Annotated in this window: 30 protein-coding genes; 16 read left to right on the forward strand and 14 right to left on the reverse strand. The window is 59.9% G+C overall.

The window, feature by feature from the left end; all coding sequences use genetic code 11:
• Nucleotides 1-160 precede the first annotated feature (160 nt).
• Nucleotides 161-1474, reverse strand: coding sequence for an NAD(P)/FAD-dependent oxidoreductase (locus tag ACP7B0_RS22360; RefSeq protein ID WP_426143878.1), 1314 nt, complete (start codon nt 1472-1474; stop codon nt 161-163).
• 145 nt (nt 1475-1619) lie between these two features.
• On the opposite strand from ACP7B0_RS22360, the gene ACP7B0_RS22365 reads away from it, so the two are divergent.
• A complete protein-coding gene (locus tag ACP7B0_RS22365; RefSeq protein WP_426143879.1) occupies nt 1620-1973 on the forward strand; it encodes a YkgJ family cysteine cluster protein in 354 nt (117 codons plus the stop codon).
• A gap of 176 nt (nt 1974-2149) precedes the next feature.
• Here ACP7B0_RS22365 and ACP7B0_RS22370 read toward each other — a convergent pair whose 3' ends face one another.
• Entirely contained in the window at nt 2150-2638 is a 489-nt protein-coding gene (locus ACP7B0_RS22370; RefSeq protein ID WP_020291984.1) for an Lrp/AsnC ligand binding domain-containing protein, read from the reverse strand.
• Nucleotides 2639-2793: 155 nt separating this feature from the next.
• On the opposite strand from ACP7B0_RS22370, the gene dadA reads away from it, so the two are divergent.
• The 5 genes from dadA to ACP7B0_RS22395 all read left to right on the forward strand — a co-directional run bounded on the left by dadA (nt 2794) and on the right by ACP7B0_RS22395 (nt 6849).
• Nucleotides 2794-4092, forward strand: coding sequence for a D-amino acid dehydrogenase (gene dadA, locus ACP7B0_RS22375; protein WP_426143880.1), 1299 nt, complete (start codon nt 2794-2796; stop codon nt 4090-4092).
• Entirely contained in the window at nt 4067-4420 is a 354-nt protein-coding gene (locus ACP7B0_RS22380; protein ID WP_426143881.1) for a RidA family protein, read from the forward strand. The genes dadA and ACP7B0_RS22380 overlap by 26 nt, the downstream gene beginning before the upstream one ends.
• A 48-nt stretch (nt 4421-4468) precedes the next feature.
• Entirely contained in the window at nt 4469-5542 is a 1074-nt protein-coding gene (alr, locus tag ACP7B0_RS22385; RefSeq protein ID WP_426143882.1) for an alanine racemase, read from the forward strand.
• A 153-nt stretch (nt 5543-5695) separates the two neighbouring features.
• Nucleotides 5696-6244: a cupin domain-containing protein gene (locus ACP7B0_RS22390; protein WP_426143883.1), complete on the forward strand. Its 549-nt coding sequence runs from the start codon at nt 5696-5698 to the stop codon at nt 6242-6244.
• A gap of 182 nt (nt 6245-6426) precedes the next feature.
• Nucleotides 6427-6849, forward strand: coding sequence for a c-type cytochrome (locus ACP7B0_RS22395; protein WP_426143884.1), 423 nt, complete (start codon nt 6427-6429; stop codon nt 6847-6849).
• A gap of 69 nt (nt 6850-6918) precedes the next feature.
• On the opposite strand, the gene ACP7B0_RS22400 is transcribed toward ACP7B0_RS22395, so the two are convergent.
• Complete coding sequence (locus tag ACP7B0_RS22400; protein ID WP_426143885.1) at nt 6919-7980, reverse strand: aminopeptidase; 1062 nt, start codon at nt 7978-7980, stop codon at nt 6919-6921.
• A gap of 92 nt (nt 7981-8072) precedes the next feature.
• Here ACP7B0_RS22400 and ACP7B0_RS22405 point away from each other — a divergent pair, with 92 nt between their 5' ends.
• On the forward strand, nt 8073-8486 hold the full coding sequence (locus ACP7B0_RS22405; RefSeq protein ID WP_426143887.1) for a hypothetical protein: 414 nt from the start codon (nt 8073-8075) through the stop codon (nt 8484-8486).
• 7 nt (nt 8487-8493) lie between these two features.
• On the opposite strand, the gene ACP7B0_RS22410 is transcribed toward ACP7B0_RS22405, so the two are convergent.
• Nucleotides 8494-8727, reverse strand: a complete 234-nt coding sequence (locus tag ACP7B0_RS22410) for a DUF1161 domain-containing protein (RefSeq protein ID WP_426143888.1) — start codon at nt 8725-8727, stop codon at nt 8494-8496.
• 174 nt (nt 8728-8901) lie between these two features.
• Here ACP7B0_RS22410 and ACP7B0_RS22415 point away from each other — a divergent pair, with 174 nt between their 5' ends.
• Complete coding sequence (locus ACP7B0_RS22415) at nt 8902-9561, forward strand: hypothetical protein (protein WP_426143889.1); 660 nt, start codon at nt 8902-8904, stop codon at nt 9559-9561.
• 56 nt (nt 9562-9617) lie between these two features.
• Here the strand turns inward: ACP7B0_RS22415 and ACP7B0_RS22420 are convergent, their stop codons facing one another.
• Nucleotides 9618-10049 (reverse strand): OsmC family protein, encoded by a 432-nt coding sequence (locus ACP7B0_RS22420; RefSeq protein ID WP_426143891.1) that lies wholly within the window; start codon nt 10047-10049, stop codon nt 9618-9620.
• A gap of 237 nt (nt 10050-10286) precedes the next feature.
• Here ACP7B0_RS22420 and ACP7B0_RS22425 point away from each other — a divergent pair, with 237 nt between their 5' ends.
• Nucleotides 10287-11288, forward strand: a complete 1002-nt coding sequence (locus ACP7B0_RS22425; RefSeq protein ID WP_426143892.1) for an LLM class flavin-dependent oxidoreductase — start codon at nt 10287-10289, stop codon at nt 11286-11288.
• Between the two features lie 114 nt (nt 11289-11402).
• Here the strand turns inward: ACP7B0_RS22425 and ACP7B0_RS22430 are convergent, their stop codons facing one another.
• Nucleotides 11403-12380: an NADPH:quinone reductase gene (locus ACP7B0_RS22430; protein ID WP_426143893.1), complete on the reverse strand. Its 978-nt coding sequence runs from the start codon at nt 12378-12380 to the stop codon at nt 11403-11405.
• A 173-nt stretch (nt 12381-12553) separates the two neighbouring features.
• Between ACP7B0_RS22430 and hemF the strand changes: the two genes are divergently transcribed.
• On the forward strand, nt 12554-13471 hold the full coding sequence (gene hemF / locus ACP7B0_RS22435) for an oxygen-dependent coproporphyrinogen oxidase (RefSeq protein WP_426143894.1): 918 nt from the start codon (nt 12554-12556) through the stop codon (nt 13469-13471).
• A 211-nt stretch (nt 13472-13682) separates the two neighbouring features.
• Nucleotides 13683-14504 carry a shikimate dehydrogenase gene (gene aroE / locus ACP7B0_RS22440; protein WP_426143895.1) on the forward strand — a complete coding sequence of 274 codons (822 nt, stop codon included), beginning with the start codon at nt 13683-13685 and terminating at the stop codon, nt 14502-14504.
• Nucleotides 14505-14514: 10 nt separating this feature from the next.
• On the opposite strand, the gene ACP7B0_RS22445 is transcribed toward aroE, so the two are convergent.
• From ACP7B0_RS22445 to betC, 3 genes are all read right to left on the reverse strand, one after another.
• The gene (locus ACP7B0_RS22445) at nt 14515-16083 is read right to left on the reverse strand and encodes a SulP family inorganic anion transporter (protein ID WP_426143896.1); all 1569 of its coding nucleotides are present in this window, start codon (nt 16081-16083) and stop codon (nt 14515-14517) included.
• A 129-nt stretch (nt 16084-16212) separates the two neighbouring features.
• Entirely contained in the window at nt 16213-17139 is a 927-nt protein-coding gene (choX, locus tag ACP7B0_RS22450; protein WP_426143898.1) for a choline ABC transporter substrate-binding protein, read from the reverse strand.
• Between the two features lie 33 nt (nt 17140-17172).
• A complete protein-coding gene (gene betC, locus ACP7B0_RS22455) occupies nt 17173-18678 on the reverse strand; it encodes a choline-sulfatase (protein WP_426143899.1) in 1506 nt (501 codons plus the stop codon).
• Between the two features lie 115 nt (nt 18679-18793).
• Between betC and ACP7B0_RS22460 the strand changes: the two genes are divergently transcribed.
• On the forward strand, nt 18794-19744 hold the full coding sequence (locus ACP7B0_RS22460) for a choline sulfate utilization transcriptional regulator (RefSeq protein WP_426143901.1): 951 nt from the start codon (nt 18794-18796) through the stop codon (nt 19742-19744).
• Between the two features lie 11 nt (nt 19745-19755).
• On the opposite strand, the gene ACP7B0_RS22465 is transcribed toward ACP7B0_RS22460, so the two are convergent.
• Nucleotides 19756-20376, reverse strand: coding sequence for an NAD(P)-dependent oxidoreductase (locus tag ACP7B0_RS22465; RefSeq protein ID WP_426143902.1), 621 nt, complete (start codon nt 20374-20376; stop codon nt 19756-19758).
• Between the two features lie 95 nt (nt 20377-20471).
• On the opposite strand from ACP7B0_RS22465, the gene ACP7B0_RS22470 reads away from it, so the two are divergent.
• Nucleotides 20472-20804: a DOPA 4,5-dioxygenase family protein gene (locus ACP7B0_RS22470; RefSeq protein WP_426143903.1), complete on the forward strand. Its 333-nt coding sequence runs from the start codon at nt 20472-20474 to the stop codon at nt 20802-20804.
• A 106-nt stretch (nt 20805-20910) separates the two neighbouring features.
• Here the strand turns inward: ACP7B0_RS22470 and ACP7B0_RS22475 are convergent, their stop codons facing one another.
• The 3 genes from ACP7B0_RS22475 to trpB all read right to left on the reverse strand — a co-directional run bounded on the left by ACP7B0_RS22475 (nt 20911) and on the right by trpB (nt 23636).
• Nucleotides 20911-21474, reverse strand: coding sequence for an anti-virulence regulator CigR family protein (locus ACP7B0_RS22475; protein WP_426143905.1), 564 nt, complete (start codon nt 21472-21474; stop codon nt 20911-20913).
• 123 nt (nt 21475-21597) lie between these two features.
• On the reverse strand, nt 21598-22410 hold the full coding sequence (trpA, locus tag ACP7B0_RS22480; RefSeq protein WP_426143906.1) for a tryptophan synthase subunit alpha: 813 nt from the start codon (nt 22408-22410) through the stop codon (nt 21598-21600).
• Entirely contained in the window at nt 22407-23636 is a 1230-nt protein-coding gene (trpB, locus tag ACP7B0_RS22485) for a tryptophan synthase subunit beta (protein WP_426143907.1), read from the reverse strand. Before trpB ends, trpA begins: the two co-directional genes overlap by 4 nt.
• A gap of 124 nt (nt 23637-23760) precedes the next feature.
• Between trpB and ACP7B0_RS22490 the strand changes: the two genes are divergently transcribed.
• Complete coding sequence (locus tag ACP7B0_RS22490; protein WP_426143909.1) at nt 23761-24663, forward strand: LysR family transcriptional regulator; 903 nt, start codon at nt 23761-23763, stop codon at nt 24661-24663.
• Nucleotides 24664-24670: 7 nt separating this feature from the next.
• Here the strand turns inward: ACP7B0_RS22490 and ACP7B0_RS22495 are convergent, their stop codons facing one another.
• A complete protein-coding gene (locus ACP7B0_RS22495; RefSeq protein WP_020291998.1) occupies nt 24671-24997 on the reverse strand; it encodes a DUF883 family protein in 327 nt (108 codons plus the stop codon).
• A 165-nt stretch (nt 24998-25162) separates the two neighbouring features.
• Here ACP7B0_RS22495 and ACP7B0_RS22500 point away from each other — a divergent pair, with 165 nt between their 5' ends.
• On the forward strand, nt 25163-25378 hold the full coding sequence (locus ACP7B0_RS22500; RefSeq protein ID WP_426143910.1) for a dodecin: 216 nt from the start codon (nt 25163-25165) through the stop codon (nt 25376-25378).
• Nucleotides 25379-25519: 141 nt separating this feature from the next.
• On the forward strand, nt 25520-25744 hold the full coding sequence (locus ACP7B0_RS22505; RefSeq protein ID WP_426143911.1) for a DUF1161 domain-containing protein: 225 nt from the start codon (nt 25520-25522) through the stop codon (nt 25742-25744).
• Nucleotides 25745-26009 lie beyond the last annotated feature (265 nt).

A 26009-nucleotide genomic window follows, 5' to 3' on the forward strand; every position in this document is an offset into this window, starting at 1 on the left:
CTGGCCAGAAGGGTTGAAACCGTTCTGGCGGGAATGAGCAAGACTCGTTGGAGATTCCATGTTCGCGGGCGGGGCCTCTGATACAGATCTTGCGTCGGAAGTATCGCCTTCGCGGGCAAGTCGGAACGCCGCCCGTTCGCTCCAACAGGCTGAGTTTATTTCAGCGCAACTCCATCAACCGGTGCCACAACATCCCCAGTGCCAGTAAAGGCGAGCGCAGATGCTTGCCGCCGGGGAAGGTCATGTGGGGGACTTTGGCGAACAACTCGAAGCCATCGCTGTGCTGCCCGGCGATGGCTTCGGCCAATAACTTGCCGGCCAGATGGGTGGCGTTCACGCCGTGTCCGGCATACGCCTGGGCGTAAAACACATTGGGCTGATCTGCCAGTTTGCCGATCTGCGGCAGGCGGTTGGCACCAATGCCAATCATGCCGCCCCATTGATAATCGATCTTCACCCCGGCGAGCTGGGGGAAAACCTCAAGCATCTTGGGCAGCATATAAGCAGCGATGTTTTTTGGATCACGTCCGGAGTAATGACAGGCGCCCCCGAACAGCAAACGCCGATCCGCCGACAACCGGAAGTAATCCACGGTGACGCGCTGGTCGCAGACCGCCATATTCTGCGGCAAAAGTTCGTGGGCCTGCGCTTCGCTCAAGGGTTCAGTGGCGATGATGTAGCTGCCAGCGGGCAGGATTTTGCCACTGAGCTGCGGGTTCAGGCCGTTCAGGTAAGCATTGCAGGCCAACACCAGCGTTTTGGCAGACACCGAACCTTGTGCGGTGTGGACGGTGACTTGCGGCCCATGGTCAATCCGGGTCACCGCCGAGTGTTCGAACAATTGAACACCCAGAGACTGCGCCACCGCGGCTTCGCCCAGTGCCAGATTCAAAGGATGCAAATGCCCGGACCCCATGTCGATCATCCCGCCGACATACCGGTCAGAACCCACAACGCGGTGCATTTCGTCCGCTTGCAGCAGTTGCAAGGGGTGACGGTACCCGAGGTCGCGCAGTTCTTGTGCGTCTTCGGCCAGGCCTGCCAGATCACGGGGCTTGTTGGCCAGATCGCAATAACCCCAGGTCAGATCGCAGTCGATGGCATAACGCTCGACACGCTGGCGAACGATCTCAACGGCCTCAAGCCCCATCAGCTTGAGTTGGCGCACGCCCTCGACACCCACCACCTGGGTGAACTGCTCAAGGTCGTGCCCGACGCCACGAATCAGCTGACCGCCATTGCGCCCGCTGGCACCCCAACCGATCTTGTGCGCCTCCAGCAACGCAACGCTGAGCCCGCGCTCGGCCAGTTCGATGGCGGTGTTGAGCCCGGAAAACCCGCCGCCCACGACGCACACATCCACCCGAACCTCGCCTTGCAGCGTCGGATGATCCGGTTGCGGATGACTGCTGGCAGCGTAATAGGAAGCGGCATGTTCAGAGTTCGTGGCACAGGATTGAGCGCGGGCATCCATGGGAAGGTTCCGTTGGCTGTGTTTGAAATACTTCACGGAGGATAAGCCGCCGACTTCGCAACGAGCAAGGATCGGTCCGGCGGCGCTGTATTGCGACGGGCAACTGAGGCAAAATCGAGGCCATTCACACGGGATAGTCGATCCAATGAGCTGCAACAGTCAGAAAATCCGCGCGCTGCGCCAGCAGATCCCCTCTTTCGAGTGCGTGCCTGGCTGTCATGACTGCTGTGGACCGGTGACGACGTCGCCGGAGGAGATGGCCCGCTTGCCGCGCAAGACCGCCGCCGAGCAGGAAGCGGCCATGGACGAACTCAACTGCGTGCACCTGGGCCCCCATGGCTGCACGGTTTACGACGAGCGACCGCTGATTTGCCGCTTGTTCGGCACCACGCCGACCCTGCAATGCCCCAACGGAAGGCGGCCGGTGGAGATGATCCATCCCCGGGCCGAGAAGCAGGTGTTCGACTACATGGCTTCGACGCGGCAGGTGTTGGTGTAAGGCTTCGATACGCGCCACCCACAGAAAAAGAGCGCGCTCGCGCCATAACCCTGTGAACTGATCAGGTCGCGGGACCTTCACACCCTCGTGCGAACGCCTATAGAACCCAGCCGCGAACCGCCTGACAAGACCGTCCAACTTTCGGGGATCGGTTCACCCGTCGCTTCGCTCGCGTTCTACTCCGCAATCGGCAAATTCAGACTTTCTTTCACCTCTTCCATCACGATGTAGCTCTTGGACTCACGCACATGGGGCAGTTTCAGCAGGATGTCGCCCAGCAGCTTGCGATAAGACGCCATTTCCGAGATGCGTGCCTTGACCAGATAATCGAAGTCGCCCGATACCAGATGGCATTCCAGCACATGAGGCAGTTTCAGCACGGCGCGACGGAATTCTTCGAAGGTGTCGCCGGATTTGTAATCCAGGCTAATCTCGACAAATACCAACAGGCTGGCCTTCAGCGCTTGAGGGTTAAGGCGGGCGTTGTAACCCATGATGATGCCTTCACGCTCCAGTCGACGGACCCGCTCTGTGCAGGGCGTGGTGGACAAACCGACACGTTCGCCCAGCTCGGTGAACGAGATGCGGCCATCGGCCTGAAGGATGCGCAAAATGTTGCGGTCGATCTTGTCCAGCTCGCGTTTTGACTGATGTTCCGTGCGCAAGGGAAAACCCCTCTACCAAAGCGTTTTTTACCGGTAATTACTGCCGAATATAGGCGTTTATATGGTGAAAAGCACTGCCTGATGCTGCATATACTGCGCACATCCTTGCTTAAAACTTCAAAACGTCAGCGGATATCCGCGATGAGGTCATCGACATGCGCGTTCTGGTCCTTGGTAGTGGTGTGATCGGTACGACAAGTGCCTATTATCTGGCGCGTGCGGGTTTTGACGTTACGGTGGTCGACCGTCAGCCGGCTGCGGCCATGGAAACCAGTTTCGCCAACGCCGGTCAGGTTTCCCCTGGCTATGCGTCGCCGTGGGCTGCGCCGGGTGTGCCGCTCAAGGCCATGAAATGGTTGCTGCAGCGCCACGCGCCTCTGGCGATCAAGGCCACCGCCGATATCGACCAATACCTGTGGATGGCGCAAATGCTGCGCAACTGCACAGCCAGCCGGTACGCGGTGAATAAAGAGCGCATGGTTCGCCTGTCCGAGTACAGCCGTGACTGTCTCGATGAGCTGCGCGCCGAAACCGGTATCGCGTACGAAGGCCGTACCCTGGGCACCACCCAGTTGTTCCGCACCCAGGCGCAACTGGATAACGCTGCCAAGGACATCGCCGTTCTCGAACAGTCCGGCGTGCCCTACGAATTGCTCGACCGCGCCGGCATCGCCCGGGTCGAACCGGCCTTGGCCAGCGTGACGAATATCCTGGCTGGCGCGCTGCGCCTGCCGAACGACCAGACCGGCGATTGCCAGTTGTTCACGACCCGTCTGGCCGAGATGGCCGTGAACCTGGGCGTCGAATTCCGCTTCAATCAGTCCATCGAACGGATCGATTTCGCGGGCAACCGCGTCAACGGTGTGTGGATCGACGGCAAACTGGAAACCGCTGACCGCTACGTGCTGGCGCTGGGCAGTTATTCGCCTCAGTTGCTCAAGCCGCTGGGGATCAAGGCGCCGGTTTACCCCCTCAAGGGTTATTCGTTGACCGTACCGATCACCGACCCGGCCATGGCACCGACCTCGACCATTCTGGACGAAACCTACAAGGTGGCGATCACCCGTTTCGACAACCGCATCCGCGTGGGTGGCATGGCCGAAATCGCCGGTTTCGACCTGTCGCTCAATCCGCGTCGGCGCGAAACCCTGGAGATGATCGTCGGCGACCTCTATCCTCGGGGAGGTGATCTGACCCAGGCCAGCTTCTGGACGGGCCTGCGTCCGACCACACCGGACGGCACGCCGATTGTAGGCGCCACGCCGTTCAGCAACCTGTTCCTCAACACCGGCCACGGCACGCTGGGCTGGACGATGGCCTGCGGTTCCGGCCGTTTGCTGGCGGATCTGATCTCGCGCAAGACGCCGCAGATCAGTGCCGCCGGCCTCGATATTTCCCGTTATGGCAATACCAAGGAGATCGCAAAACATGTCAATCCAGCGCCAGCTCACTAACGAGCGCATGAGCCAGATCGTGGTCCACAACCGCACCGTGTATTTGTCCGGGCAGGTGGGCGACGACATGACTGCCGGGATCGAGCAACAGACCCGCGAGACCCTCGGCAGCATCGAGCGCTTGCTGGAGCTGGCCGGTACCGACAAAAGCCGCATCTTGTCGGTGACGATCTACCTGAAAGACATCGACGCTGATTTCGCCGGGATGAACAGCGTCTGGGATGCCTGGCTGCCCAGAGGTGTTGCGCCCGCACGTGCCACGGTGGAAGCCAAGCTCTGCGAGCCGGAAATTCTGGTTGAGTTGTCAGTGGTTGCCGCGCTGCCGTAAGCCATAAATCCCAACAGCCTTAACCCAACCTACTGTCAGATCCCGATCATGCGTCCAGCCCGTGCCTTAATCGATCTTCAAGCCCTGCGTCATAACTATCAGCTGGCCCGCCAATCCTCGGGAGCCAAGGCGCTCGCGGTGATCAAGGCCGACGCTTATGGGCATGGCGCGGTAAAAGTGGCCCAGGCTCTGGAAGCCGAAGCGAACGGCTTTGCCGTGGCCTGTATCGAAGAAGCGCTGGAACTGCGCGAGGCAGGCATTCGTGCGCCGATCCTGTTACTGGAAGGCTTCTTCGAGGCCGACGAACTGGCGCTGATCGTCGAGCATGACCTGTGGTGCGTAGTGCATTCGCTGTGGCAGCTTGAAGCCATCGAACAGGCGACGTTGCGCAAGCCGATCATTGTCTGGCTCAAGCTGGACTCGGGCATGCATCGCGTTGGCCTGCACCCCACGGATTTACGCGCGGCTTATCTGCGCCTGCTGGCCAGCGGCAAAGTGGCGAAAATCGTGCTGATGAGCCACTTCGCCCGCGCCGACGAGCTGAACAACCCGTGCAGCGAGGCGCAAGTCGCGGTATTCGAGGCGGCGCGCCAGGGTCTGGCGGCCGAGATCAGCCTGCGCAACTCGCCCGCCTTGCTCGGCTGGCCGAATATCCCCAGCGACTGGGTGCGTCCCGGCATCATGCTGTACGGCGCGACGCCGTTCGATCAGCCCAACGCCCTGGCAGATCAGTTGCAACCGGTCATGACCCTGGAGTCCAAAATCATCTGCGTGCGTGAATTGCCCGCCGGTGAACCGGTCGGCTATGGCGCTACGTTTGTCACCGAGCGCGCCAGCCGCGTCGGCGTGGTTGCGATGGGCTATGCCGACGGTTATCCACGCGAGGCACCCACTGGCACACCGGTGTGGATCGACGGTCAGCCAAGCCAGTTGCTGGGTCGCGTGTCCATGGACATGCTTTGCGTTGACCTGACCCATCTGCCTCAAGCAGGTCTGGGCAGCCGGGTCGAGTTGTGGGGCAAACAGGTTCTGGCCAGCGACGTGGCGGCCCGCGCCGGCACCATCCCCTATCGGATTTTCTGCAACCTGCGCCGCGTGCCAAGGCTCTATTCCGGGGCCTGACGGCTTCTTTCCAGCATTCACCCTGCGGCCCCTGGTGGCCGCCAGTCTCCTCATCCAGCCCGTTGCCGGTCGAAGTGTTGTAAATACTGAACGCTGTTGCCATCATGGCGTTCATCTCGACCTTTACCTGACTGAATTAGGAGGAATGCCGCATTGGACGTCGGTGAACGACTGCAATCCATTCGTAAACTCAAGGGCCTGTCCCAGCGCGAACTCGCCAAACGGGCAGGCGTGACCAACAGCACCATTTCCATGATCGAAAAAAACAGTGTAAGCCCGTCGATCAGTTCACTGCGAAAAGTGCTCAGCGGTATTCCGATGTCCATGGTGGAGTTCTTTTCCGAAGAGCTCGAACAAGAAAACCCGACGCAAGTGGTCTATAAAGCCAACGAGCTGATTGATATCTCGGACGGCGCGGTGACCATGAAACTGGTGGGCAAAGCGCACCCGAGCCGCTCCATCGCCTTTCTGAACGAGATCTATCCTCCCGGTGCCGATACCGGCATGGAGATGCTTGTTCATGAAGGTGAAGAAACCGGCATTCTCCTTGAAGGACGACTGGAACTGGTGGTCGGCCTGGATACGTACATCCTCGAAGCAGGCGACAGTTACTATTTCGAGAGCACCAAGCCCCATCGTTTTCGTAACCCGTTCGACGTTCCGGCGCGACTAATCAGCGCAGCTACACCGGCCAATTTTTGACCAGAGAGCGTGAAGCGCCCCGCAGCCGCGGCCAAGCGTCAAAACGCCTGAAACGCTAGACTGCCAGGGAATAACCCTTCTTCTACTAAGGGTGTTTCGGACTGACAGGCTAAACGCTATACTTGCGCCCGCCTGCTAAAACCGTGGCCGCGGGCGTGAATAGTCACCATGAGGGTGTAAGCGTGAACCTAACTAATAAGATTCTGGCAGTTGCTGCCACGTTGGCTTTTTGGGCGTTCAACGCTCAGGCAGCGACCAATGATGAAATTGCCAAACGGCTGGAGCCGGTGGGCCAGGTCTGCGTTCAGGGCAAAGAGTGCGCAGGGATGGACGTTGTGGCGTCAGCGGGTGGTGGCGGTGCCAAATCCCCGGATGACGTCATCGCCAAGCACTGCAACGCGTGCCACAGCACCGGCCTGCTCGGCGCACCGAAAATAGGCGACGCAGCCGCCTGGAAGACCCGCGCCGATGCCCAGGGTGGCCTGGACGGATTGCTGGCCAAGGCCATCACCGGTATCAACGCAATGCCACCCAAAGGCACCTGCGCTGACTGCTCGGATGACGAGCTCAAAGGCGCCATTCAGAAGATGTCCGGCCTGAAATAAGCTGACATCCGCAGCATCAAGAAGCCGCTCGAGGATGCCTGACCCCGAGCGGCTTTTTTGTGGGCGCTGTCAATCGGTCCGGGACAGCCTTTCCAGTGCCGCCTTGCGCTCTGCAATCGGCAACTTGCCCAAACGCTCCACCGCAACATAAAACGCCGACCAATCCCTGCCGACCTGTTTGAACAACCTTTCAAACGCGGGCACCCATTGGTCATAAAGCCCGAAAGGCAGCAGTTTGGCATTATTGAGCGGGGCGTTGATCCAGGCGTCATAGCGCTTGTCGCCCGCCCATTGCGTGTCCCGCAGCGTGCGGTATTGGCGGCGCAGCGTTTCAAACGCCAATGCTTTGCCCTGACGCATCTGCTCGGCGCTCAAGGACTGGCTGTACAGCTGCTTCAACTGCTCCCGAGTGTCGAGCACCAGGCGAGTGAACTGATCGCGCTGCCGGGACTGTGACAGGCTCTCGGCGGGCAAGCCGCGTGCGGCGCGCCATTGGCGAGTGCCTTCCTGTTCGACGAAGGTGGCGAAGGACTCGTTGAATTCGCTGTCGTCCTTGACGTAGAACCGTTGGTGCGCAAGCTCGTGGAAGATCAACGTTGCCAGCCGTTCATCACCCCAATTCAGCATCGAACTGAGGATCGGATCGTCAAACCAGCCCAGGGTCGAATAAGCCTCGACACCGCTGATGTAAACGTCCTGGCCCGCCTGACGCTGCAACGCCGCCGCGCCCCGTGCACCGCCCACGCTGTAATAGCCGCGATAGGCCACACAGCCGGCAATCGGGAAGCAATGGGTCACCGGGTCCAGGGAAAACTCCCCGGTGGCGAACACGTTCCAGACCACATACGGGCGCCCCAGGTCGGCATAGAGTCGATAGCTGCGGTTGTCCGGCAGGTGCAGTTCGCGGCTGGCAAAGGTGCGGGCTTGCTGGGAATGAACCAGAAGCTGACGCAGGCGCGGGCTGCGCGTCGGGTCAGCGATCACCTCCGCCACCGGCTGCCGGGCGCGTAGCAACTGCAACTGGCCTTCCACCAACTGGTCGTAATAGCTGACGCTGGAGCAACCACCGAGCAACAGAAACACCAGCAACGGCAGGCTGCGCACAAGGCGCAAAGCGGTAATACTTGGCATAGATCGCCTTAACATCCAAAACATAAAGCGTTATGCCGGACAGCACCGCCTTCGCGCAACTGTCATCGCTGCCGGTCCATGTGGAGCCCACCATGCGCTACTTATCGATCATCCTCGCCCTGGCTGCCTTGGCCGGTTGCACCGGCCCGTTACCGACCGTGGACCCGCAGCAAGCCTGGGTAGACATGCGAACCCTCACCGGCAAGATGGTGATGGCCGACAAAGTCGACGGCGAAACCACCTACGACGGGCGCTACTTTCAGGTATCGCCCGGCCGTCACGCGCTTCAGGTGCGCTATGACTATGAAATCAATTACGGTGGTTTCAGTGCCATGAGCGACGATTTCACGGAGCGCACCTGCTACATCGAACTCACCTACGACCACTTCGCCGCCGGGCAGCGCTACATGATCGAAGTTCGCTCGCTGAACAATTCAATCACCGCCTGGTTATATGACGCTCAGCGCCAGGAGCTCGTGGAGCAAAGCGAGGCGCACTGCATCTAGCGCACTGTCAGCGGTCATTTCTCTGGTAGATGATCTTTTTCGTGCCGTTTTCGCAGGTGCCAACGACCATATTCTGATCGTGAACGTCTTCATTGCTGACGATTTCCAGCGTGTAGGAGCTGACGTTATTGGCCTGAACCTTGGCTTCGATCTCGGCCTTGAGTTCTTCGCAGGACTTAGGCGCCGCCAGGACACTCGTGGCCATTGCGGTCCCTATCACGGCTAATGCAAAACGCTTCATGCTCGACTCCTTCGATTCGTCCGCAGCGGACACCCGGCAGATTACCGCGCCAGCACTGCAGTGCTCCATAGACCTGTGATGGCACCTGCTAGTTCGCCACACGTTGATCGCGCGGGTCGAACTTCTGACCGGTTGGTCTATCAGACCGAAACGATCATCTGACAGCGAGCTTTAATGAATTCTTCTTTTATCCAGTGGGTCATCCAATACAAAGACGCTCTGACGGTCATGATCAGCATCGGTACGCTGATTGTCTGGGTGCTGTATGCACAGTTGCTATTGAACAATTACCGCCGCCAGCGCCAGCCGCGCATCATCATCAACCGGGGCGCCGGCAAGGGGATCGGTTCGCTGTGCCTGATCAGCAACATGAGCGCCGAGCCGATCTTCATCAATCAGATCGTGCTGTTGCTCGATACCAACCAGGGCCGGTTGTGCTGCGACGTCACGGACATTCGCGAAGAGAGCAAGGGCGAAATCGACCAGGACCTGGTGCTGCATGACGCCACTCGCCAGGGTCCGCTGAGAACCGGGGATTTCACCCACATCGGCACATTCGGTACCTTGATTCAGCGTGCGGCCTGCCTCCACTCAATACCCATGAAGGGCCACTTACCGGGCGAGGGGTGGACATTCACCGGCCTTGAAGTCCGCGTGATTGCCTTCTATGGCTCGGACAAAGACGCCATCGGTGCAACGCGAGAGTTCAGGCTGGGCGTCGCCGAGGAGGGCGGCTGCGAGCTGGTTGCCAGAACCCGCGAGAGCCGACAGTACAATTCCTACTGGCAGCGTCGGCAAGTGCGCCGCCACTGGATGCTGGATGTCGAGGGCTAAAAAAAATGACCCGTCCGGTAAAATCCGGGCGGGTCATTCGGGCGTAACGGTGTCCTTTAGCTGACCAGCGTGGCGTCCAGGGTGATTTTTGCGTTCAGAACCTTGGAAACCGGGCAGCCTTCTTTGGCCATTGTAGTCAGTCTGTCGAACTGCTCTTGGGTCGCGCCAGGCACTTTAGCCTTGAGCGTCAGGTGGACGGCGCTGATCTCGAAACCGCCTTCGATCTGATTCAGAGTGACATCAGCGGTGGTGTCGATGCTGTCTGCGGTCAGGTTTTCGCCGCCCAGGATCATCGACAGTGCCATGGAGAAGCAGCCAGCGTGGGCTGCGCCGATCAATTCTTCAGGGTTGGTGCCTTTGCCGCCTTCGAAACGGGCCTTGAAGCCATAAGGCGCTTCGCGCAGAACACCGGTTTCAGTCGAAATGCTGCCGATACCGGTTTTCAGATCACCTTCCCAATGGGCGGATGCTTTCTTGACAATGCTCATGATGTCTCCTCATGGGTGCGTGCGAGGTTTCGCACATGGATGAAGGTTCTGAGGATAGTCAGCTTTATAAAGTTCAACCCGGAAGAAAAACCTACGTGATTAGTAGGATATTTCCTGTCGGGGCATTGAATCTCAGCTATACGCCCTCATTTTCTGTCACAGCTGTAGGTTTTGGGTCATCCGCGCTCGTCAATGGGCCAAGCCTGCAAAACCACTGATGAGGAGATGTAGCGGCCTATGAAACGTCTAGCCGATGTAAAAATCTCGACCCTCGACCTGGTGCCTGTGCGCCACGACAAAGGCCCCGCAGAATCACTGCGCAATTCGCTTGATCTGGCGCAGCACGTCGAAAAACTGGGTTACAACCGTTTCTGGGTAGCCGAGCACCACAACATGGACGGCATCGCCAGTTCCGCCACGGCCGTGCTGCTGGGCTATCTGGCGGGCGGCACCTCGACGATTCGGGTGGGCGCGGGCGGCATCATGTTGCCCAATCACGCGCCACTGGTGATTGCCGAGCAGTTCGGCACCCTGGCGAGCCTGTATCCGGGTCGCATCGATCTCGGTCTGGGCCGCGCACCCGGCTCCGATCAGATGACCGCTCGCGCCCTGCGTCGCGAGCGCTCCGGCAGCGCCGACGATTTTCCGCAAGACGTGAGCGAGCTGATGGCCTACCTGGGCCCGCGCACACCGGACCAACGGGTTATCGCGGTGCCGGGTTCGGGCACCAATGTGCCGATCTGGTTGCTGGGTTCGAGTCTGTTCAGCGCGCAACTGGCCGGGCAACGCGGTTTGCCCTACGCCTTCGCGTCGCACTTCGCCCCGCGCTACATGCACGAAGCGATTCGGGTCTATCGCAATCACTTCCAGCCTTCAGCCGTGCTGGACAAGCCTTACGTGATGCTCGGAATTCCCTTGGCGGCCGCTGACACCGACGAGCACGCCGAATATCTGGCCACCTCGGTGTATCAACGCATCCTGGCGCTGATGCGTGGCCAGTCCTTGCTGCAGCGTCCACCCGTCAAGAGCATGGAAGGTTTGTGGTTGCCCCACGAGCGCGAAGCAGTGGGTGATTTCCTGGGACTTGCCATGGTCGGCGGCCCGGAAAAAATCCGCGCCAAGCTGGACGTGCTTCTGGAGCAGACCGACGCCGACGAGCTGATTTTCACCTGCGACATGTACGACCACGCTGATCGTTTGCGCTCGTATGAAATCCTGGCGGAAACCGCTCGCGGGTAAAGTGATCACCGAGCTCACGAGCAGCGCGAGGCAGCGATAGGCGTTTGCCTGACACATCGCTTCGCGGGCGTCGTAACCTCCGTGCGCTCCTACAGGTTCGGGGTAGCAACCCCGTCAAGGCACCAGAATAGTCGAGCCAGTCGTGCGGCGGCCCGACAGTTCGATCTGCGCCTTGGCGGCCTCCTTGAGGGCGTATTGCTGGATATCGTCGACCTTCAGCTTGCCGCTGGACACCATCCCGAACAGCTCGTCAGCCATGCGCTGCAGGTTGTCGGCGTTGTTGGCGTAGCTGCCCAACGTCGGGCGGGTCACATAGAGCGAGCCCTTCTGCGCGAGAATTCCCAGGTTGACCCCGGCCACCGGCCCGGACGCATTGCCGAAGCTGACCAGCAAACCACGGGGCGCGACGCAATCCAGTGACGTCAGCCAGGTGTCCTGCCCGACGCCGTCGTACACCACCGGGCATTTTTTGCCGTCAGTCAGTTCCAGCACGCGCTTGGCGACATCTTCCTTGCTGTAGTCGATGGTTTCCCACGCGCCGAGGGCTTTGGCGTGGGCGGCTTTTTCAGCCGAGCTGACCGTGCCGATCAGTTGGGCGCCCAAGGATTTCGCCCATTGGCAGGCCAACGAGCCGACGCCACCGGCCGCGGCGTGGAACAAGATAATGTCACCGGATTTAACCTCGTAGGTCTGGCGCAGCAGATACTGCACCGTCAAACCCTTGAGCATCACGGCAGCCGCCTGTTCGAAGCTGATGGCCTGGGGCAGGTGTACAAGATTATCCTGGGGCAAGGTGTGCAACTCGCTGTAACTGCCCAGCGGGCCTGTGCCATAGGCCACGCGGTCGCCCACCTTGAAGCGGGCGACCTCGCTGCCCACCGCCTCGACGATACCGGCCCCCTCCGTGCCCAGGCCCGATGGCATCGACGGCGCCGGATACAACCCGCTGCGGTAGTAGGTGTCGATAAAATTCAGGCCGATGGCCTTGTTGCGCACACGTACCTGTTGTGGGCCTGGCTCGGCGGGTTCGAAGTCCACATACTCAAGAACTTCCGGGCCGCCGGTGGTGCTGAACTGGACACGCTTTGCCATGTGCTCTCTCCGTAATGAATCGAAACGAGAATCTGAAGGGCCTATCGGACTCCTTCACCTGATCCTCGTCAACTGCGGCGCCTGGCAGGCCAGTGGTATGCTACGCCCCAATTTCGCTGTGGCCCTTTCAGAACGGGCGCTCAGTCGTTTGCAGCCAGTTTAAAGGGATCGACATGCCTACTACCCGCACCGACGCTGTCAAAGCCTACCTGCTCGATTTGCAGGACCGAATTTGTGCCGCCTTGCAGCACGAAGACGGCAGCGCGCACTTTGTCGAAGATGCCTGGACGCGGCCTGCGGGCGGCGGCGGTCGGACCCGTGTGATCGAGAATGGCGCGGTCATCGAGAAAGGCGGCGTGAACTTCTCCCACGTGTTCGGCAGCGGCCTGCCGCCTTCGGCCAGCGCTCATCGGCCGGAACTGGCCGGCCGTGGTTTCGAGGCACTGGGCGTCTCCCTGGTGATTCATCCGCACAACCCGCACGTACCGACGTCCCACGCCAACGTGCGGTTTTTCATCGCTGAAAAAGAAGGCGAAGAACCGGTCTGGTGGTTCGGCGGCGGTTTCGACCTGACCCCTTACTACGGCGTTGAGGAAGATTGCGTGCATTGGCACCGCGTGGCCGAAAAAGCCTGCGCACCGTTCGGGGCCGATGTTTACCCACGCTACAAAGCCTGGTGCGACACCTATTTCCACATCAAGCATCGCCATGAACCGCGCGGTATCGGCGGCCTGTTTTTCGATGACTTGAACGAATGGGATTTCGACACCAGCTTCGCCTTCATCCGCGCCATTGGTGATGCCTATATCGACGCTTACCTGCCCATCGTGCGCCGCCGCAAGGCCGCCGCCTACACGGTGCAGCAGCGCGAGTTTCAGGAATTCCGCCGTGGCCGGTATGTGGAATTCAACCTGGTTTACGACCGTGGCACGTTGTTTGGCCTGCAATCAGGCGGGCGTACCGAGTCCATCCTGATGTCGCTGCCGCCGCAAGTGCGCTGGGGCTACGACTGGAAAGCCGCGCCCGGCAGCGAAGAAGCGCGTCTGACCGAATATTTCCTGCAGGATCGGGACTGGTTGGCGTTGGGTTGATTTAACGCTGTTGGAGATTCTTTGCTCGCGGGCAAGTCAAGGCAGGCGACGGCTACGTAGAATGTGAAATCGATTCGCGGGCAAGCCACGCTCCCACGGATTATCGTCAGCCAGGGCTCATCATCCGGCCGTCAGCTATCTGGCCAGGACACGCCCGCTCGCTCCAACGGGTTCAGTGGTTAAACAAAAAGTTATGTGCTCAGGAATACCAATGGACCACTACGTCGTCTTCGGCAACCCGATAGGCCACAGCAAATCCCCGCTGATCCACAGCCTGTTCGCCGAGCAGACCGGGCAGGTGCTGGATTACCGGACCGCGCTTGCGCCGCTCAATGATTTTACGGCGTTCGCCCAGACCTTTTTCCAGGAGGGGCGAGGGGCCAATGTCACGGTGCCGTTCAAGGAAGAAGCTTTCCGCATGGCTGACAGCCTGACCCGGCGTGCTCAGCGCGCCGGTGCGGTCAATACCTTGAGCAAGCTGGCGGATGGCACCTTGCTGGGCGATAACACCGACGGCGCGGGACTGGTTCGAGATTTGACCGTCAACTGCGGCATCAGCCTGCGGGGCAAGCGCATACTGTTGCTGGGCGCTGGCGGTGCCGTGCGCGGTGCGCTTGAGCCGTTGCTCGCCGAACGCCCTGCCGTGCTGGTCGTTGCCAATCGCACTGTTGAGAAAGCCGAGCAACTGGCGCAACAGTTCGCGGATCTGGGTCCGGTATTCGCCAGCGGTTACGACTGGCTGGAAGAGTCCGTGGACGTGATCATCAACGCCACGTCCGCAAGCCTTGCCGGTGAGTTGCCGCCGATTTCCCCAAGTCTGATTCAAGCGGGCCACACGTTTTGCTACGACATGATGTACGGCAAGGAACCCACGGCGTTCTGCCGTTGGGCAACCGAGCATGGCGCCGCGCAGTCGGTGGATGGCCTGGGCATGCTGGTTGAACAGGCTGCTGAAGCTTTTCTGCTCTGGCGCGGCGTGCGCCCTGATTCAGCGCCGGTGCTGGCCGAAATGCGGCGTCAGTTGGCGGTTTGAGTTCACAGCGCTAGTCCTCGAACAAAATCGGGCAGTTGTCCGCCCCTTCCAGCTTTTGCAGCTCTTCGATGACTTGCGGCCGCGCGCGCCGCAAGGTCAGGGTGCGGTCCTGAATGCGCAGGCGGCGGGCTTCCTGGTGCAGCATTTCGACGCCGGAATAGTCGATGAAATTGATCTGCTGCGCATCGATGACCACATGTTTGCCTTCGGTGCGTTGCAGGCGCGTCTGCAAGTAGTGGCTGGCCCCGAAAAAAATCGAGCCGCCCACGCGCATGATGTCTTCATCGCCATCGCGCCATTGCTGCACCCGCGGCTGTGAAGTTCGCTTGAGGTAGAAAAACAGCGAAGCCAGCACACCCGCATAGATAGCCGTTTGCAGCTCCAGCAGCAAGGTGGCGAGAAACGTCAGCGTCATGACCAGAAACTCCGCACGGCTGACCCGGAACAACGCCCGAATGCCGCGCCGATCAATCAGCCCCCAGCAAATCAACAGGATCGACGCCGCCATGCTCGGGATCGGAATGTGGGCAATCAACGAAGCCCCGGCAACAGCGAACAGCGCGACCCACAGGGCGGAAAACACGCCGGCCAGAGGCGATTTTGCACCCGCCTCGAAGCTCAGAGCTGCACGGGTAAACGACCCGGCCGAGAGATAACCGGAGAACAGCGCACCGACCATGTTCGACAGCCCTTGGGCACGAACTTCCTGATTGGCATTGATCAACTGCTGGGAGCGCGCCGACAACGAGCGGGCAATCGACAGGCTGTTCACCAGACCGAGCATGCCCACGGCAACCGCTGTCGGCAGCAATTTAAGGATCAGTTCCAGGTCCAGTGGCAGCGGGCTGAACGGCGGCAGGTGACCCACGAACGCGGTGACAGTTTTGACATGGCCGAACATCGCGGGCCACAGCCAGACCAGCAGGCTGGCCATCACCAGGGTAATCAGCAGGGTGGGCCAGCGTGGCACCACAATCCTGAGGCCAACGCCCAGGGCCAGGGTCAGCAAGCCGAGAATCAGCGAAGCATGGTCGAGTTCGCCCCGATGCTCCAGCAAGCCCGTCAGGCTTTTGAGCGCCGTCGTCTGGCTGGGCAGATCAATGCCCATCAGGTTCGGCATTTGCCCCAGGGCAATGACCACCGCCGCGCCGAGGGTGAAACCCAGGACCACGGAATGGGAGACGAAATTGACCAGCGCACCAAAGCGCACCATGCCCAACAAGAGCTGAAATACACCGGCGATGAAGGTCAGCAACAGAATCAGCGAGATGTAGTCCTGACTCCCGGGCATCGCCAAGGGGCTGATGCTGGCGTACAGCACAATGGAAATGGCCGCGGTCGGGCCGCAGATCAAATGCCAGGACGAGCCCCACAGACACGCGATCAACACGGGAACGATGGCGGCGTACAGACCGTATTCGGGAGGCAGCCCGGCGATCAGGGCGTAAGCGATGGATTGCGGCAGGGCCAGAATCGCCCCGCTCAACCCCACCAGCGCATCGCGCCCCACGCTGGCGCGGGTCTGTCGGGGGAGCCAGGCCAGAAAAGGCAGGAATGTATGGCGGTTGAGCCAACCCATGAAACTCTCTTCGAACGTGTGTGCAGGGCGTAAGGGTGCGGTGTTGTCGATCAAGCTGCAACATCAGACCTGGAAATGACAGCGCGGGACCGGCGGAAGCCGGTCCCACAATGTGAACTTCCAGGCTTTTTACAGCTTCGCCTTCACCGCCGCCAACGCATCCTTGTCATCAATGGTTTTTACGCCATCAAGCCATTTGTCCAGCACGGCCGGGTTGGCCTTGATCCAGGCCTTTGCGGCCGCGGCGTTGGTGACTTTGTTGTCGGTCACGTCAGACATGATGCTGTTCTCCATGTCTTGCGTGAACGTCAGGTTGGTCAGCAGCTTGCCGACATTCGGGCAGGCGGCGGCATAGCCTTTGCGGGTCAGCGTGTAGACCGAGCCGGTGTCGCCGAAGTATTTCTCGCCGCCCTTGAGGTAATGCATGCCTTTGATCTGCACGTTCATGGGGTGCGGCGTCCAGCCCAGAAAGACCACGAATTTTTCGCGCTTCACGTTGCGCTGAACCTCGGCCAGCATCGCCTGTTCGCTGGACTCCACCAGCTTCCAGCCGCCCAGATCAAACTCGTTCTTTTTGATGATTTCCTGAATCGACAGGTTGGCTGGCGCGCCGGAACCGATGCCGTAGACCTTCTTGTCGAACTTGTCAGCGAACTTACTCAGGTCGGCAAAGTTATGCACACCCGCGTTCCAGACGTAATCCGGCACGGCCAGAGTGAACTCGGTGCCTTCGAGGTTTTTCGTCAGTTGCGTGACGTCGCCGGTTGCGATGAACTTGTCGTAGAAGCCCTGTTGTGCAGGCATCCAGTTACCCAGGAAGACATCCATCTGCCCATCCTTGAGGCCTCCGTAGGCAATGGGCACTGCCAGCGTATCGACTTTGGCCTTGTAGCCCATGCCGTCGAGCAGGAACCCCGCGATCGCGTTGGTTGCAGCGATATCGCTCCAGCCGGGGTCCGCCATCTTCACGGTGCTGCAACGCTGATCGTCGGCTAACGCCGACCAGCTGCTTAAAGCCAGGACGCCCATCGCAAGTGTTGTGGATAACGTTTTCATAAACTTCCCCTAGGTTCTGGTTATTGGGCAGGGTCAAGGTTGTGGATAACGTGCCTTGCGCTCCAGATCGTCCAGATCGATATGGTTGCGCATGTACTGCTGACTGGCGTCTACCAGCGGCTGGTGATCCCAACTCTTCAGCTTGCCGAGTGCCAGCGACTCAGCGACAAAGCGCCGCCGGCGTTGGCTGGCGAGCACCTGTTGGTGTATCGCCGGTATATCCCATTTGGCCCGCGCTTCGGCCAGGAATTCAGTGAACAGTTGTTGATGAGCGGCCGACTGACTCAGCTCTTCCCGTTCTTGTGGATCGTTATGCACATCGAACAGCAGACACGGGTCCTGTTCCGAATAGATGAATTTGTAAGCGCCGCGACGAATCATCATCAGCGGGCTGTTGGTGCCCTCGGCCATGTATTCGCCAAACACTTCATCGTGGCCGCCCTCGCCCAGCAGATGCGGGAGCAAGGAGCGGCCATCCAGTGGCAAACCCTCATTGAGCTCGCCTTCGGCCATGGCCACGAACGTCGGCAACAAATCGGCCGTGGAAACCGCCGCGCTGACACGGCCGGGCTTGAACTGGCCGGGCGCGTAAATCAGCATCGGCACCCGCGCCGACATCTCGAACCAGTGCATTTTGTACCAGAGCCCGCGATCGCCCAGCATGTCGCCGTGATCGCCGGAGAACACAACGATGGTGTCGTCAGCCAGCCCGACCTCCTCAAGGGTTTGCATCAGCTTGCCGACATTGCTGTCGATGTAGCTGCACGCCCCGAAATACGCCCGCCGCGCATCGCGAATCTTGTCGTCCGGCAGCGGTTTGTCCCACAGGTTATAGACCTTCATCAGGCGTTGGGAGTGCGGGTCCTGATCGGCTTGATCAGGCTGGTAATCCGGCAGCGGGATATCGTCGTCGCGGTACAGGTCCCAGAACGGCTTCGGGATGGTGTACGGGTCGTGGGGATGGGTCATGGACACGGTCAGGCAGAACGGCTGATCGGCATCGTTGCGCACATGATCGAACAAATACTGCTGGGCCTTGAAGACCACTTCTTCGTCGAAATCCAGCTGATTGGTGCGCACGCACGGTCCGGCTTGCAGCACCGACGCCATGTTGTGATACCAGGTCGGGCGCACATCCGGCGCATCCCAATTCACTGTCCAGCCGTAGTCGGCCGGGTAAATATCACTGGTCAGACGTTCTTCGTAGCCGTGCAGTTGGTCCGGGCCGCAGAAGTGCATCTTGCCGGACAGCGCCGTTTTATAGCCCAGGCGGCGCAGGTAATGGGCGTAAGTCGGTACATCCGCCGGGAAGTCGGCTGCATTGTCGTAGGCGCCGATCTTGCTCGGCAGTTGGCCGCTTACCAGCGTGAAGCGTGAGGGTGCGCACAGCGGGCTGTTGCAATACGCGGCATCGAACACCACGCCCTCAGCGGCAAGGCGGCTCAGGTTGGGCATTTTGACGGGAGATGGCGCGTAGAACGGCAACATCGGCGCGGCCATTTGATCGGCCATGATGAACAGTATGTTTTTGCGCTTCATGTAGTGTGCGGCGCCCCATAGTGAATAGTTATGCGAAAGAGCTGCGCTTGAGGATGGGACCCCTGGGGTTTATGGTAAAGCCCACACAAGGCAATACCTAGGATAAGCACAGCTTATGTTTGAAACCCTCGGGGAGATGTCGCTGGATCTGTTGCGCGCGTTCGAGGCTGCGGCCCGTTTACGCAGTTTTACCGCTGCCGCCATCGAACTGGGCACAACCCAGCCCGCCGTCAGCCAGCAGATCAAGCGTCTGGAAGAGCAACTGGCGACGCGGCTGTTTGACCGTATCTATCGCGGCATCGAGCTGACGGAAGCGGGCGAGGTGCTGTTCAGCCATGTACAGACCGGATTGCAGTCCATGGACAGCGGTCTGGTCGCCATCACTCATCAGAGCCAACACGAGGTGTTGCAGGTCGCTACAGACTTCGCCTTTGCCGCTTATTGGCTGATGCCGCGCCTGCACCGGTTCCACAAGGCCAACCCCGACGTGGACGTCAGCCTTGTCACCAGCGAGCGCAGCCACAGCATGTTGCGCGCCGATATCGACGTGGCGATTCTGTTTGGCGACGGGCGTTTCAAGCAAGGCGAAAGCCGGTGGCTGTTCAATGAGGAAGTCTTTCCGGTCTGCAGTCCACAACTCTTGGCAGGCCGCGAACCGCCCTTGTCCATCGAGGTATTACGCGAGTTTCCGTTGCTGCACCTGCGCGGCGAAGGCAGCAGCAATTGGTTCGACTGGGCCGGCGTATTCCGCGCCCTCAACATCCCGCAGGCCCCGGCCCCCGGCCAGCTACGGTTCGACAACTACACGCTGCTGATCCAGGCGGCCATCGCGGGTCAAGGCGTGGCTATCGGCTGGCGTCACCTCGTAGACGCCCTGTTGGACCAAGGACTGCTCTGCCGCCCCATCGCGCAATCGGCGATATCCGGTTTTGGTTATTACGTCGTACTGCCGCAACGCAAACGCCGTGTGCAAATCGTTCAGCAGTTCGTGGACTGGCTGGCGAGTGAACAGGCGCAAAGCGGCGATGGATTGCCGGGCAGGCCGTTGCCTTCGATTGCGGTGTGAGGCTGGACCGATCACACCACAAAATTCACCAACTCCCGCACATGCAGATTCAGCCTCAACTCATCGGCAATCCCTGCCGCAACTCGGGCCAGGCGTTCCAGTGGTTCTGCCAGGCCGGGTTCGAGGCTGGTGCTGGTCTGGCTGAAATGCTCGATGCTCAGGCCCGCGACGCCTTGAGGTGCGTTGACCAGTGTCCAGTCCAGCGGGCTTTCCCGCAGGGCTCGGGACATGGGCGTCGAGTCGTCGAGGCCCGCAAAATCGCCAACCAGAATCAGGCGTTTCACGTCCATGCGCTGCATACACGCGAGCAGGGTTTGAGTGGCGAGGGTTTGTTCGTGCAGATTCAGATCGTCGGCAGGCCGGTCATGTTCTGCGCCCACCGGCAGGACGTTGGCGTCCAGCAGGCAAATCACGGCTGAGCTGCCCGCTATGCTTTCGCTGACACGTTCGGCATCGAACAGGCTGCCTGTCTTTGTACGCAAGCCAGGGCGCGGCGCGAGGGCGTTCAAGTCGTCAACGATGGCGATGACTTCATGCTGACGGCGCAACATTTCTGCCATGAGTGCGCTGCCCAGGCTGCTGATCGCGCCGAACAGGGCAATTTTTGTGACGGGCGTCTCTGCATTCTTCATCGGAATTGATCCAGGTCTGTGGATAACTCTTGCAAAGATTCAGACTTCCAGTGCCAGCCAGCGTTCAGCCAATTCGACGGGAGAGGCCTCAGGCAATGCGAGAAATCCAGAGTTATCACGCCCACGTTTATTTCGACGCGCACACCATCGAGCAAGCGCGGGCCTTATGCGAGTCGGCCGCCGAGCAGTACGGTGCGAAGATGGGCAGGATTCACGAGCGTCTGGTGGGGCCGCATGTCGACTGGAGCTGCCAGTTGGCCTTCGACCACTGGCAATTCGCCGATCTCATGCTGTGGCTGTCGCTCAATCGCCAGGGGCTGGTGGTGCTGGTTCATCCACTGACCGGCAATGATCTGGCCGATCATACCGAGCACGCCATATGGATGGGCGCCGTGCGGCCTTTGGATGTGGGAATGTTCAAGCGCTGAGACAGAACTCTGTTGGAGCGAGGCTTGCCCGCGAAAGCGTCAGGTCAGACGACTATGTCGTCAGCCTGATCGGTTCGCGGGCACGCCTCCAACAGGTATCAGATGATCAATTCAGCACACCATCCAGAATCGCGTAGACGATCCCGGTGCCCACGGCGATCAGCACGATATCGGTACCGGTGCGACGCCATTCGTAGCCGTCATAGTGCGGCAAGTGCTGCAGCGAACGTGCGTCAAGGCGTTTGCCGTAGCCGCGCGGCAACGGGCGGCCTTTGACGATATGCACGTTTGGTGGCAGCGGCTGGCCGCGGCCAATCACGTCACGGTTCTGTTGAATGGTGTGGCGCACGTTATCGAAGTTCTGAGGCGGACGATTACCGCCACGGTTGTCCTGATGCGCCTGCTGCTGCGGACGGTTGCCGTTGCCACCGTTGTTCATGCCGTTGCCGTTGTTTTTTCCATTGCCCCGATCGTGACCGCCATTGTTCTGCGGCCCTTGACCTTGACCTTGACCTTGACCTTGACCTTGACCTGGCCCCTGCCCCTGTTGCTGGTCTGGACGGTTATTGTCCTGGTCACCGAGCTGATCGGGCGGTGCGGCTTGCAACAGCGGACTGGCGCTGATCATCAAGATGCCCAGCCCAGCAATCAAACGGTTCGGCAGTTTCATGTGTTGCTCCTGAATAATTCAATTCAGCAAAAAGGGGTTCACGACATCAGTCATGAACCCCTTTGCCTGACTACTTGGAACCTGCGCCAGACCGTTGATTCCTTTGTATCAGGAACTTTACCTTCAACTGATTCGAGCGTTACGCACGCCTTGCGACAGCGCGGCGCACAAGCTCAATACGCCGTCCACCGCCTGCTCTTGCGAAGCGGCGTTGGCAATCTGATCAACCAGTGCCGAACCCACGACAACACCATCGGCCAGGCGGGCAATCGCGGCCGCCTGCTCAGGCGTGCGGATGCCGAAGCCGACGCAAATCGGCAGGCTGGTATGGCGATGCAGGCGTTCGATGGCGCCTTCCACATGGGCGGTAGTCGCCGAACCCGCGCCGGTGACGCCCGCCACCGAAACGTAATAGACGAACCCGGAACTGCGTTCCAGAACACGTGGCAAGCGTGCGTCATCGGTGGTGGGGGTGGTCAGGCGAATGAAGTCGATGCCGGACGCCTGCGCCGGGGTGGCCAGTTCTGCATCATGCTCAGGTGGCAGGTCAACGATGATCAGACCATCGACACCCGCTTCCTTGGCCGCCGCGACAAAGGCTTCTACGCCGAAACGATGGATCGGGTTGTAGTAACCCATCAGCACGATTGGCGTGGTTTGGTCGTCTACCCGGAACTCTTGAACCATCTGCAGGGTTTTGGGCAGCGTCTGACCGGCATCCAGAGCGCGCAGTGTTGCGAGCTGAATGGCCACGCCGTCTGCCATCGGATCGGTGAAGGGCATGCCCAGCTCGATCACGTCCGCGCCCGCCGCCGGCAAGCCCTTGAGCACTTTCAGCGACGTGTCATAGCCAGGATCGCCTGCGGTGATGAACGTCACCAGTGCGGCGCGGCCTTCGGTTTTCAGTTGGGCAAAGCGTTGTTCGAGACGGCTCATGCCAGGATCTCCTGATTTTTTTCAGCGGCGGCCATGTGGTTCATGACGGTTTGCATGTCTTTGTCGCCACGGCCTGACAGGCACACCACCATCAGGTGATCGGCTGGCAGTTTGGGGGCGCGCTTCATGGCTTCGGCCAGGGCGTGTGCGGTTTCCAGCGCCGGGATGATGCCTTCGAGCAGGCAGCAATGATGGAACGCTTCAAGGGCTTCTTCATCGGTGATGCTGACGTATTCGACACGCTTCACTTCATGCAGGTAAGCGTGCTCCGGGCCAATGCCTGGGTAGTCCAGACCGGCAGAAATGGAGTGCGCGTCAGTGATCTGGCCGTCGGTGTCTTGCAGCAGGTACGTGCGATTGCCGTGCAGCACGCCCGGAACACCGCCGTTCAGGCTGGCGGCGTGTTTGTCCGTGTCTACGCCGTGACCACCGGCTTCGACGCCGATGATGTCCACGCTGGAGTCATCCAGGAACGTATGGAACAAGCCCATGGCATTGGAGCCGCCGCCAACGCAGGCGATGAGACTGTCCGGCAGGCGGCCTTCCTTCTCCTGCATCTGCGCTTTGGTTTCCTTGCCGATGATCGACTGGAAATCACGAACCATGGCGGGGTACGGGTGTGGACCGGCCACAGTGCCGATCAGGTAGAACGTGTCATCGACGTTGGTCACCCAGTCGCGCAGCGCTTCGTTCATGGCGTCTTTGAGGGTGCCAGTGCCGGACGTCACGGGTACGATTTCAGCGCCCAGCAGCTTCATGCGGAACACGTTCGCCTGTTGGCGCTCGATGTCGGTGGCGCCCATGTAGATCACGCACGGCAGGCCAAAACGGGCTGCAACGGTGGCCGTGGCCACGCCATGCATGCCCGCGCCGGTTTCCGCGATCAGGCGCTTTTTGCCCATTCGTTTGGCGAGCAATACCTGGCCGATGCAGTTGTTGATCTTGTGCGCGCCGGTGTGGTTGAGCTCTTCACGCTTGAAGTAGATTTTTGCGCCGCCGCAGAACTCGGTCAGGCGTTCGGCGAAATACAGCGGGTTCGGGCGGCCGATGTAATCGCGCTGAAAATAGGCCAGTTGTTCAATGAACTCCGGATCAGCCTTGGCGGCTTCGTACTCGCGGTTCAGGTCGAGCACCAGCGGCATCAGGGTTTCTGCAACGTAGCGGCCGCCGAATGAGCCGAACAGGCCGTTTGCGTCGGGGCCTGCGCTGAATTTGGACTGGGTCATGGGACCTCCGGGTCGTTGAGCGAATTGAGTGAGCCGAATCGGCAATGAACACACTTTAACCAGCGCCAATCAGGATTAAAACCGATAAGATCGAAGCAACCTGTCAGGAAAACTCACAGATACCATGAGCCGCGACCTTCCCCCCCTTAACGCCCTGCGTGCCTTCGAAGCCACGGCCCGCCTTAACAGCGTCAGTCAGGCGGCTGAACAGCTACACGTGACCCACGGTGCCGTCAGCCGCCAGTTGAAAGTCCTGGAAGAACACTTGGGCGTGGTGCTTTTTATCAAGGACGGACGTGGCCTGAAACTCACAGATGCAGGCGTGCGCCTGAGAGACGCCAGCAGTGATGCCTTCGACCGCTTGCGCGGTGTGTGTGCGGAGCTGAGCCAGGGCGGGGCCGACGCGCCTTTTGTGCTGGGGTGTTCAGGCAGTCTGCTGGCGCGCTGGTTCATTCCACGGTTGGGGCGCTTGAACGCCGAACTGCCGGATCTGCGCCTGCACTTGTCCGCAGGGGAAGGCGATCTTGACCCGCGTCGGCCAGGACTGGACGCACTACTGATCTTCGCCGAGCCGCCGTGGCCTGCGGACATGCAGGTTTTCGAACTCGTCAGCGAGCGTATCGGCCCGGTCTTGAGCCCGCGTCTCTCAGGTTTTGAACGCTTGCAGGGTGCGCGACCTGACGTGTTGTTGGGCGAAACCTTGCTGCAAACCACCTCGCGCCCCCAAGCCTGGCCCAGCTGGGCACAACAAAACGGCATCGATGCGCAGGCGTTGCGATTCGGGCAAGGGTTTGAGCATTTGTATTATTTGCTGGAGGCGGCCGTGGCGGGCCTGGGTATTGCGATTGCACCTGAACCTTTGGTTGCAGATGACCTCAAGGCGGGACGCCTGGTCGCGCCGTGGGGTTTCAGCGAAACCCCGGCGCGACTGGCGTTGTGGGTCCCCAAACGTGCCGTTGACGGGCGCGCTCAATCACTAGCGAAGTGGCTAAAAAATGAGCTGAGACGTTCGGGGAACCCGCAATAGCGACTAATCAGTTACCGCGTTTGCACAACAGGTAAGCAGCCAGCAGGCCGACTGCGCCAACGGCAACGCCAGCGGTGGTCCAAGGGTGCTCTTGAGCGTAGTCACGGGTGGCAACGCTAGTTTCGCGAGTCTTGACCTTGACGTCTTCATAAACGTCGCTCAGCAGGCTGCGTGAATGGCTCAGCGCGCTTTCAGCATTGGCCTTCAGGCTTTTGAGGGTTCTGCGCGACTCGTCCGAAGCGTCCGACTTCAAGCTTTCGAGGGACTTGAGCAGACTTTCGATTTCCGCTTCCATGCTTTTCAACGAGGCTTTACTGAGTGAATTGCTAGCCATGGTGTTTCTCCTGCAAGGTGAGTGGCGTGTGTTGATTCCGACTACGGCGTTTCCAGAAAGTGCGGTTGCGTTTACGGAAAAGGCTGAACTTTTCTGCGGATTTTCCCCACAGAGCTAGGGAGCGTCATCACTGCTACGCTCGTATTGACCTTTAGGAGAACTGCCATGACTGATCACCATACGTACAAGAAGGTCGAGCTGGTTGGCTCGTCCACCACCACGATCGAAGATGCGATCAACAACGCGCTGGCCGAGGCAAGCAAGAGCCTCAAGCACATGGAGTGGTTTGAAGTGTCCGAAACCCGCGGCCACATCGAAGACGGCAAAGTCGCTCACTATCAAGTCACCCTCAAAGTCGGCTTTCGTATTGCCAATAGCTGATCCGATCTGAACTTTTGCGGTGGCTGATTGCCATAACCTCCGCCCGCTGTCGCGAAAATCGTTGGCGTGGCTTGTATTTCAGGTCCTTCCCCGCGCGCGTTGCGCAAGTGGCCTGAATTGGCTGACGAAGGAGTGAGAGCAATGAAGAAGTTTCTGTTGGCGGTAGGTTTGTTGAGCATTGCCGGTACAGCCATGGCGGCTGGCAAGTCATGCGATGACGTGAAAGCGGACATCGACGCAAAGATCAAAGCAAATGGCGCTACGTCGTACACGCTTGAAGTCGTCGAAAAAGGCAGCGTGACCGACAAGAAAGTTGTCGGCAGCTGTGAGGGCGGCACCAAGGAAATCGTGTATCAACGCGGCTGATCAGTTTGCGGAACATAAAAAACCGACTCGTTGAAGTCGGTTTTTTTATGGGTGTTTCGGGCTGTGTCAGGCAAATCGCCATCGCTGCCTCGCGCTGCTCGTGAGCTCCTACCTCGGTTGCTACCCCGAACCTGTAGGAGCGCACGTGTAGTGGTCCAGTTTTTTTGGACCGTTCCGTAGGAGCATTAGGCCGCCCGTTTCTCAAAAACAGCGGGCGGCAAATTGTTCGAGGCGGTGTGACAGCGTCGGTGGTTGTAATGGGCAA

It is taken from the genome of Pseudomonas sp. DWP3-1-2 (assembly GCF_049896285.1).
Lineage (GTDB): Bacteria > Pseudomonadota > Gammaproteobacteria > Pseudomonadales > Pseudomonadaceae > Aquipseudomonas.

Coding starts and splice junctions, on each gene's coding strand:
- ACP7B0_RS22430 (WP_426143893.1), bottom strand. CDS start 12,380: ATGGCAAAGCGTGTCCAGTTCAGCACCACCGGCGGCCCGGAAGTTCTT.
- ACP7B0_RS22475 (WP_426143905.1), bottom strand. CDS start 21,474: ATGAAACTGCCGAACCGTTTGATTGCTGGGCTGGGCATCTTGATGATC.
- betC (WP_426143899.1), bottom strand. CDS start 18,678: ATGAAGCGCAAAAACATACTGTTCATCATGGCCGATCAAATGGCCGCG.
- ACP7B0_RS22470 (WP_426143903.1), top strand. CDS start 20,472: ATGCGAGAAATCCAGAGTTATCACGCCCACGTTTATTTCGACGCGCAC.
- ACP7B0_RS22405 (WP_426143887.1), top strand. CDS start 8,073: ATGCGCTACTTATCGATCATCCTCGCCCTGGCTGCCTTGGCCGGTTGC.
- ACP7B0_RS22360 (WP_426143878.1), bottom strand. CDS start 1,474: ATGGATGCCCGCGCTCAATCCTGTGCCACGAACTCTGAACATGCCGCT.
- ACP7B0_RS22465 (WP_426143902.1), bottom strand. CDS start 20,376: ATGAAGAATGCAGAGACGCCCGTCACAAAAATTGCCCTGTTCGGCGCG.
- ACP7B0_RS22500 (WP_426143910.1), top strand. CDS start 25,163: ATGACTGATCACCATACGTACAAGAAGGTCGAGCTGGTTGGCTCGTCC.
- dadA (WP_426143880.1), top strand. CDS start 2,794: ATGCGCGTTCTGGTCCTTGGTAGTGGTGTGATCGGTACGACAAGTGCC.
- ACP7B0_RS22505 (WP_426143911.1), top strand. CDS start 25,520: ATGAAGAAGTTTCTGTTGGCGGTAGGTTTGTTGAGCATTGCCGGTACA.
- ACP7B0_RS22400 (WP_426143885.1), bottom strand. CDS start 7,980: ATGCCAAGTATTACCGCTTTGCGCCTTGTGCGCAGCCTGCCGTTGCTG.
- trpA (WP_426143906.1), bottom strand. CDS start 22,410: ATGAGCCGTCTCGAACAACGCTTTGCCCAACTGAAAACCGAAGGCCGC.
- ACP7B0_RS22425 (WP_426143892.1), top strand. CDS start 10,287: ATGAAACGTCTAGCCGATGTAAAAATCTCGACCCTCGACCTGGTGCCT.
- hemF (WP_426143894.1), top strand. CDS start 12,554: ATGCCTACTACCCGCACCGACGCTGTCAAAGCCTACCTGCTCGATTTG.
- alr (WP_426143882.1), top strand. CDS start 4,469: ATGCGTCCAGCCCGTGCCTTAATCGATCTTCAAGCCCTGCGTCATAAC.
- ACP7B0_RS22365 (WP_426143879.1), top strand. CDS start 1,620: ATGAGCTGCAACAGTCAGAAAATCCGCGCGCTGCGCCAGCAGATCCCC.
- ACP7B0_RS22490 (WP_426143909.1), top strand. CDS start 23,761: ATGAGCCGCGACCTTCCCCCCCTTAACGCCCTGCGTGCCTTCGAAGCC.
- ACP7B0_RS22460 (WP_426143901.1), top strand. CDS start 18,794: ATGTTTGAAACCCTCGGGGAGATGTCGCTGGATCTGTTGCGCGCGTTC.
- ACP7B0_RS22380 (WP_426143881.1), top strand. CDS start 4,067: ATGTCAATCCAGCGCCAGCTCACTAACGAGCGCATGAGCCAGATCGTG.
- ACP7B0_RS22420 (WP_426143891.1), bottom strand. CDS start 10,049: ATGAGCATTGTCAAGAAAGCATCCGCCCATTGGGAAGGTGATCTGAAA.
- aroE (WP_426143895.1), top strand. CDS start 13,683: ATGGACCACTACGTCGTCTTCGGCAACCCGATAGGCCACAGCAAATCC.
- choX (WP_426143898.1), bottom strand. CDS start 17,139: ATGAAAACGTTATCCACAACACTTGCGATGGGCGTCCTGGCTTTAAGC.
- ACP7B0_RS22445 (WP_426143896.1), bottom strand. CDS start 16,083: ATGGGTTGGCTCAACCGCCATACATTCCTGCCTTTTCTGGCCTGGCTC.
- ACP7B0_RS22495 (WP_020291998.1), bottom strand. CDS start 24,997: ATGGCTAGCAATTCACTCAGTAAAGCCTCGTTGAAAAGCATGGAAGCG.
- ACP7B0_RS22415 (WP_426143889.1), top strand. CDS start 8,902: ATGAATTCTTCTTTTATCCAGTGGGTCATCCAATACAAAGACGCTCTG.
- ACP7B0_RS22410 (WP_426143888.1), bottom strand. CDS start 8,727: ATGAAGCGTTTTGCATTAGCCGTGATAGGGACCGCAATGGCCACGAGT.
- trpB (WP_426143907.1), bottom strand. CDS start 23,636: ATGACCCAGTCCAAATTCAGCGCAGGCCCCGACGCAAACGGCCTGTTC.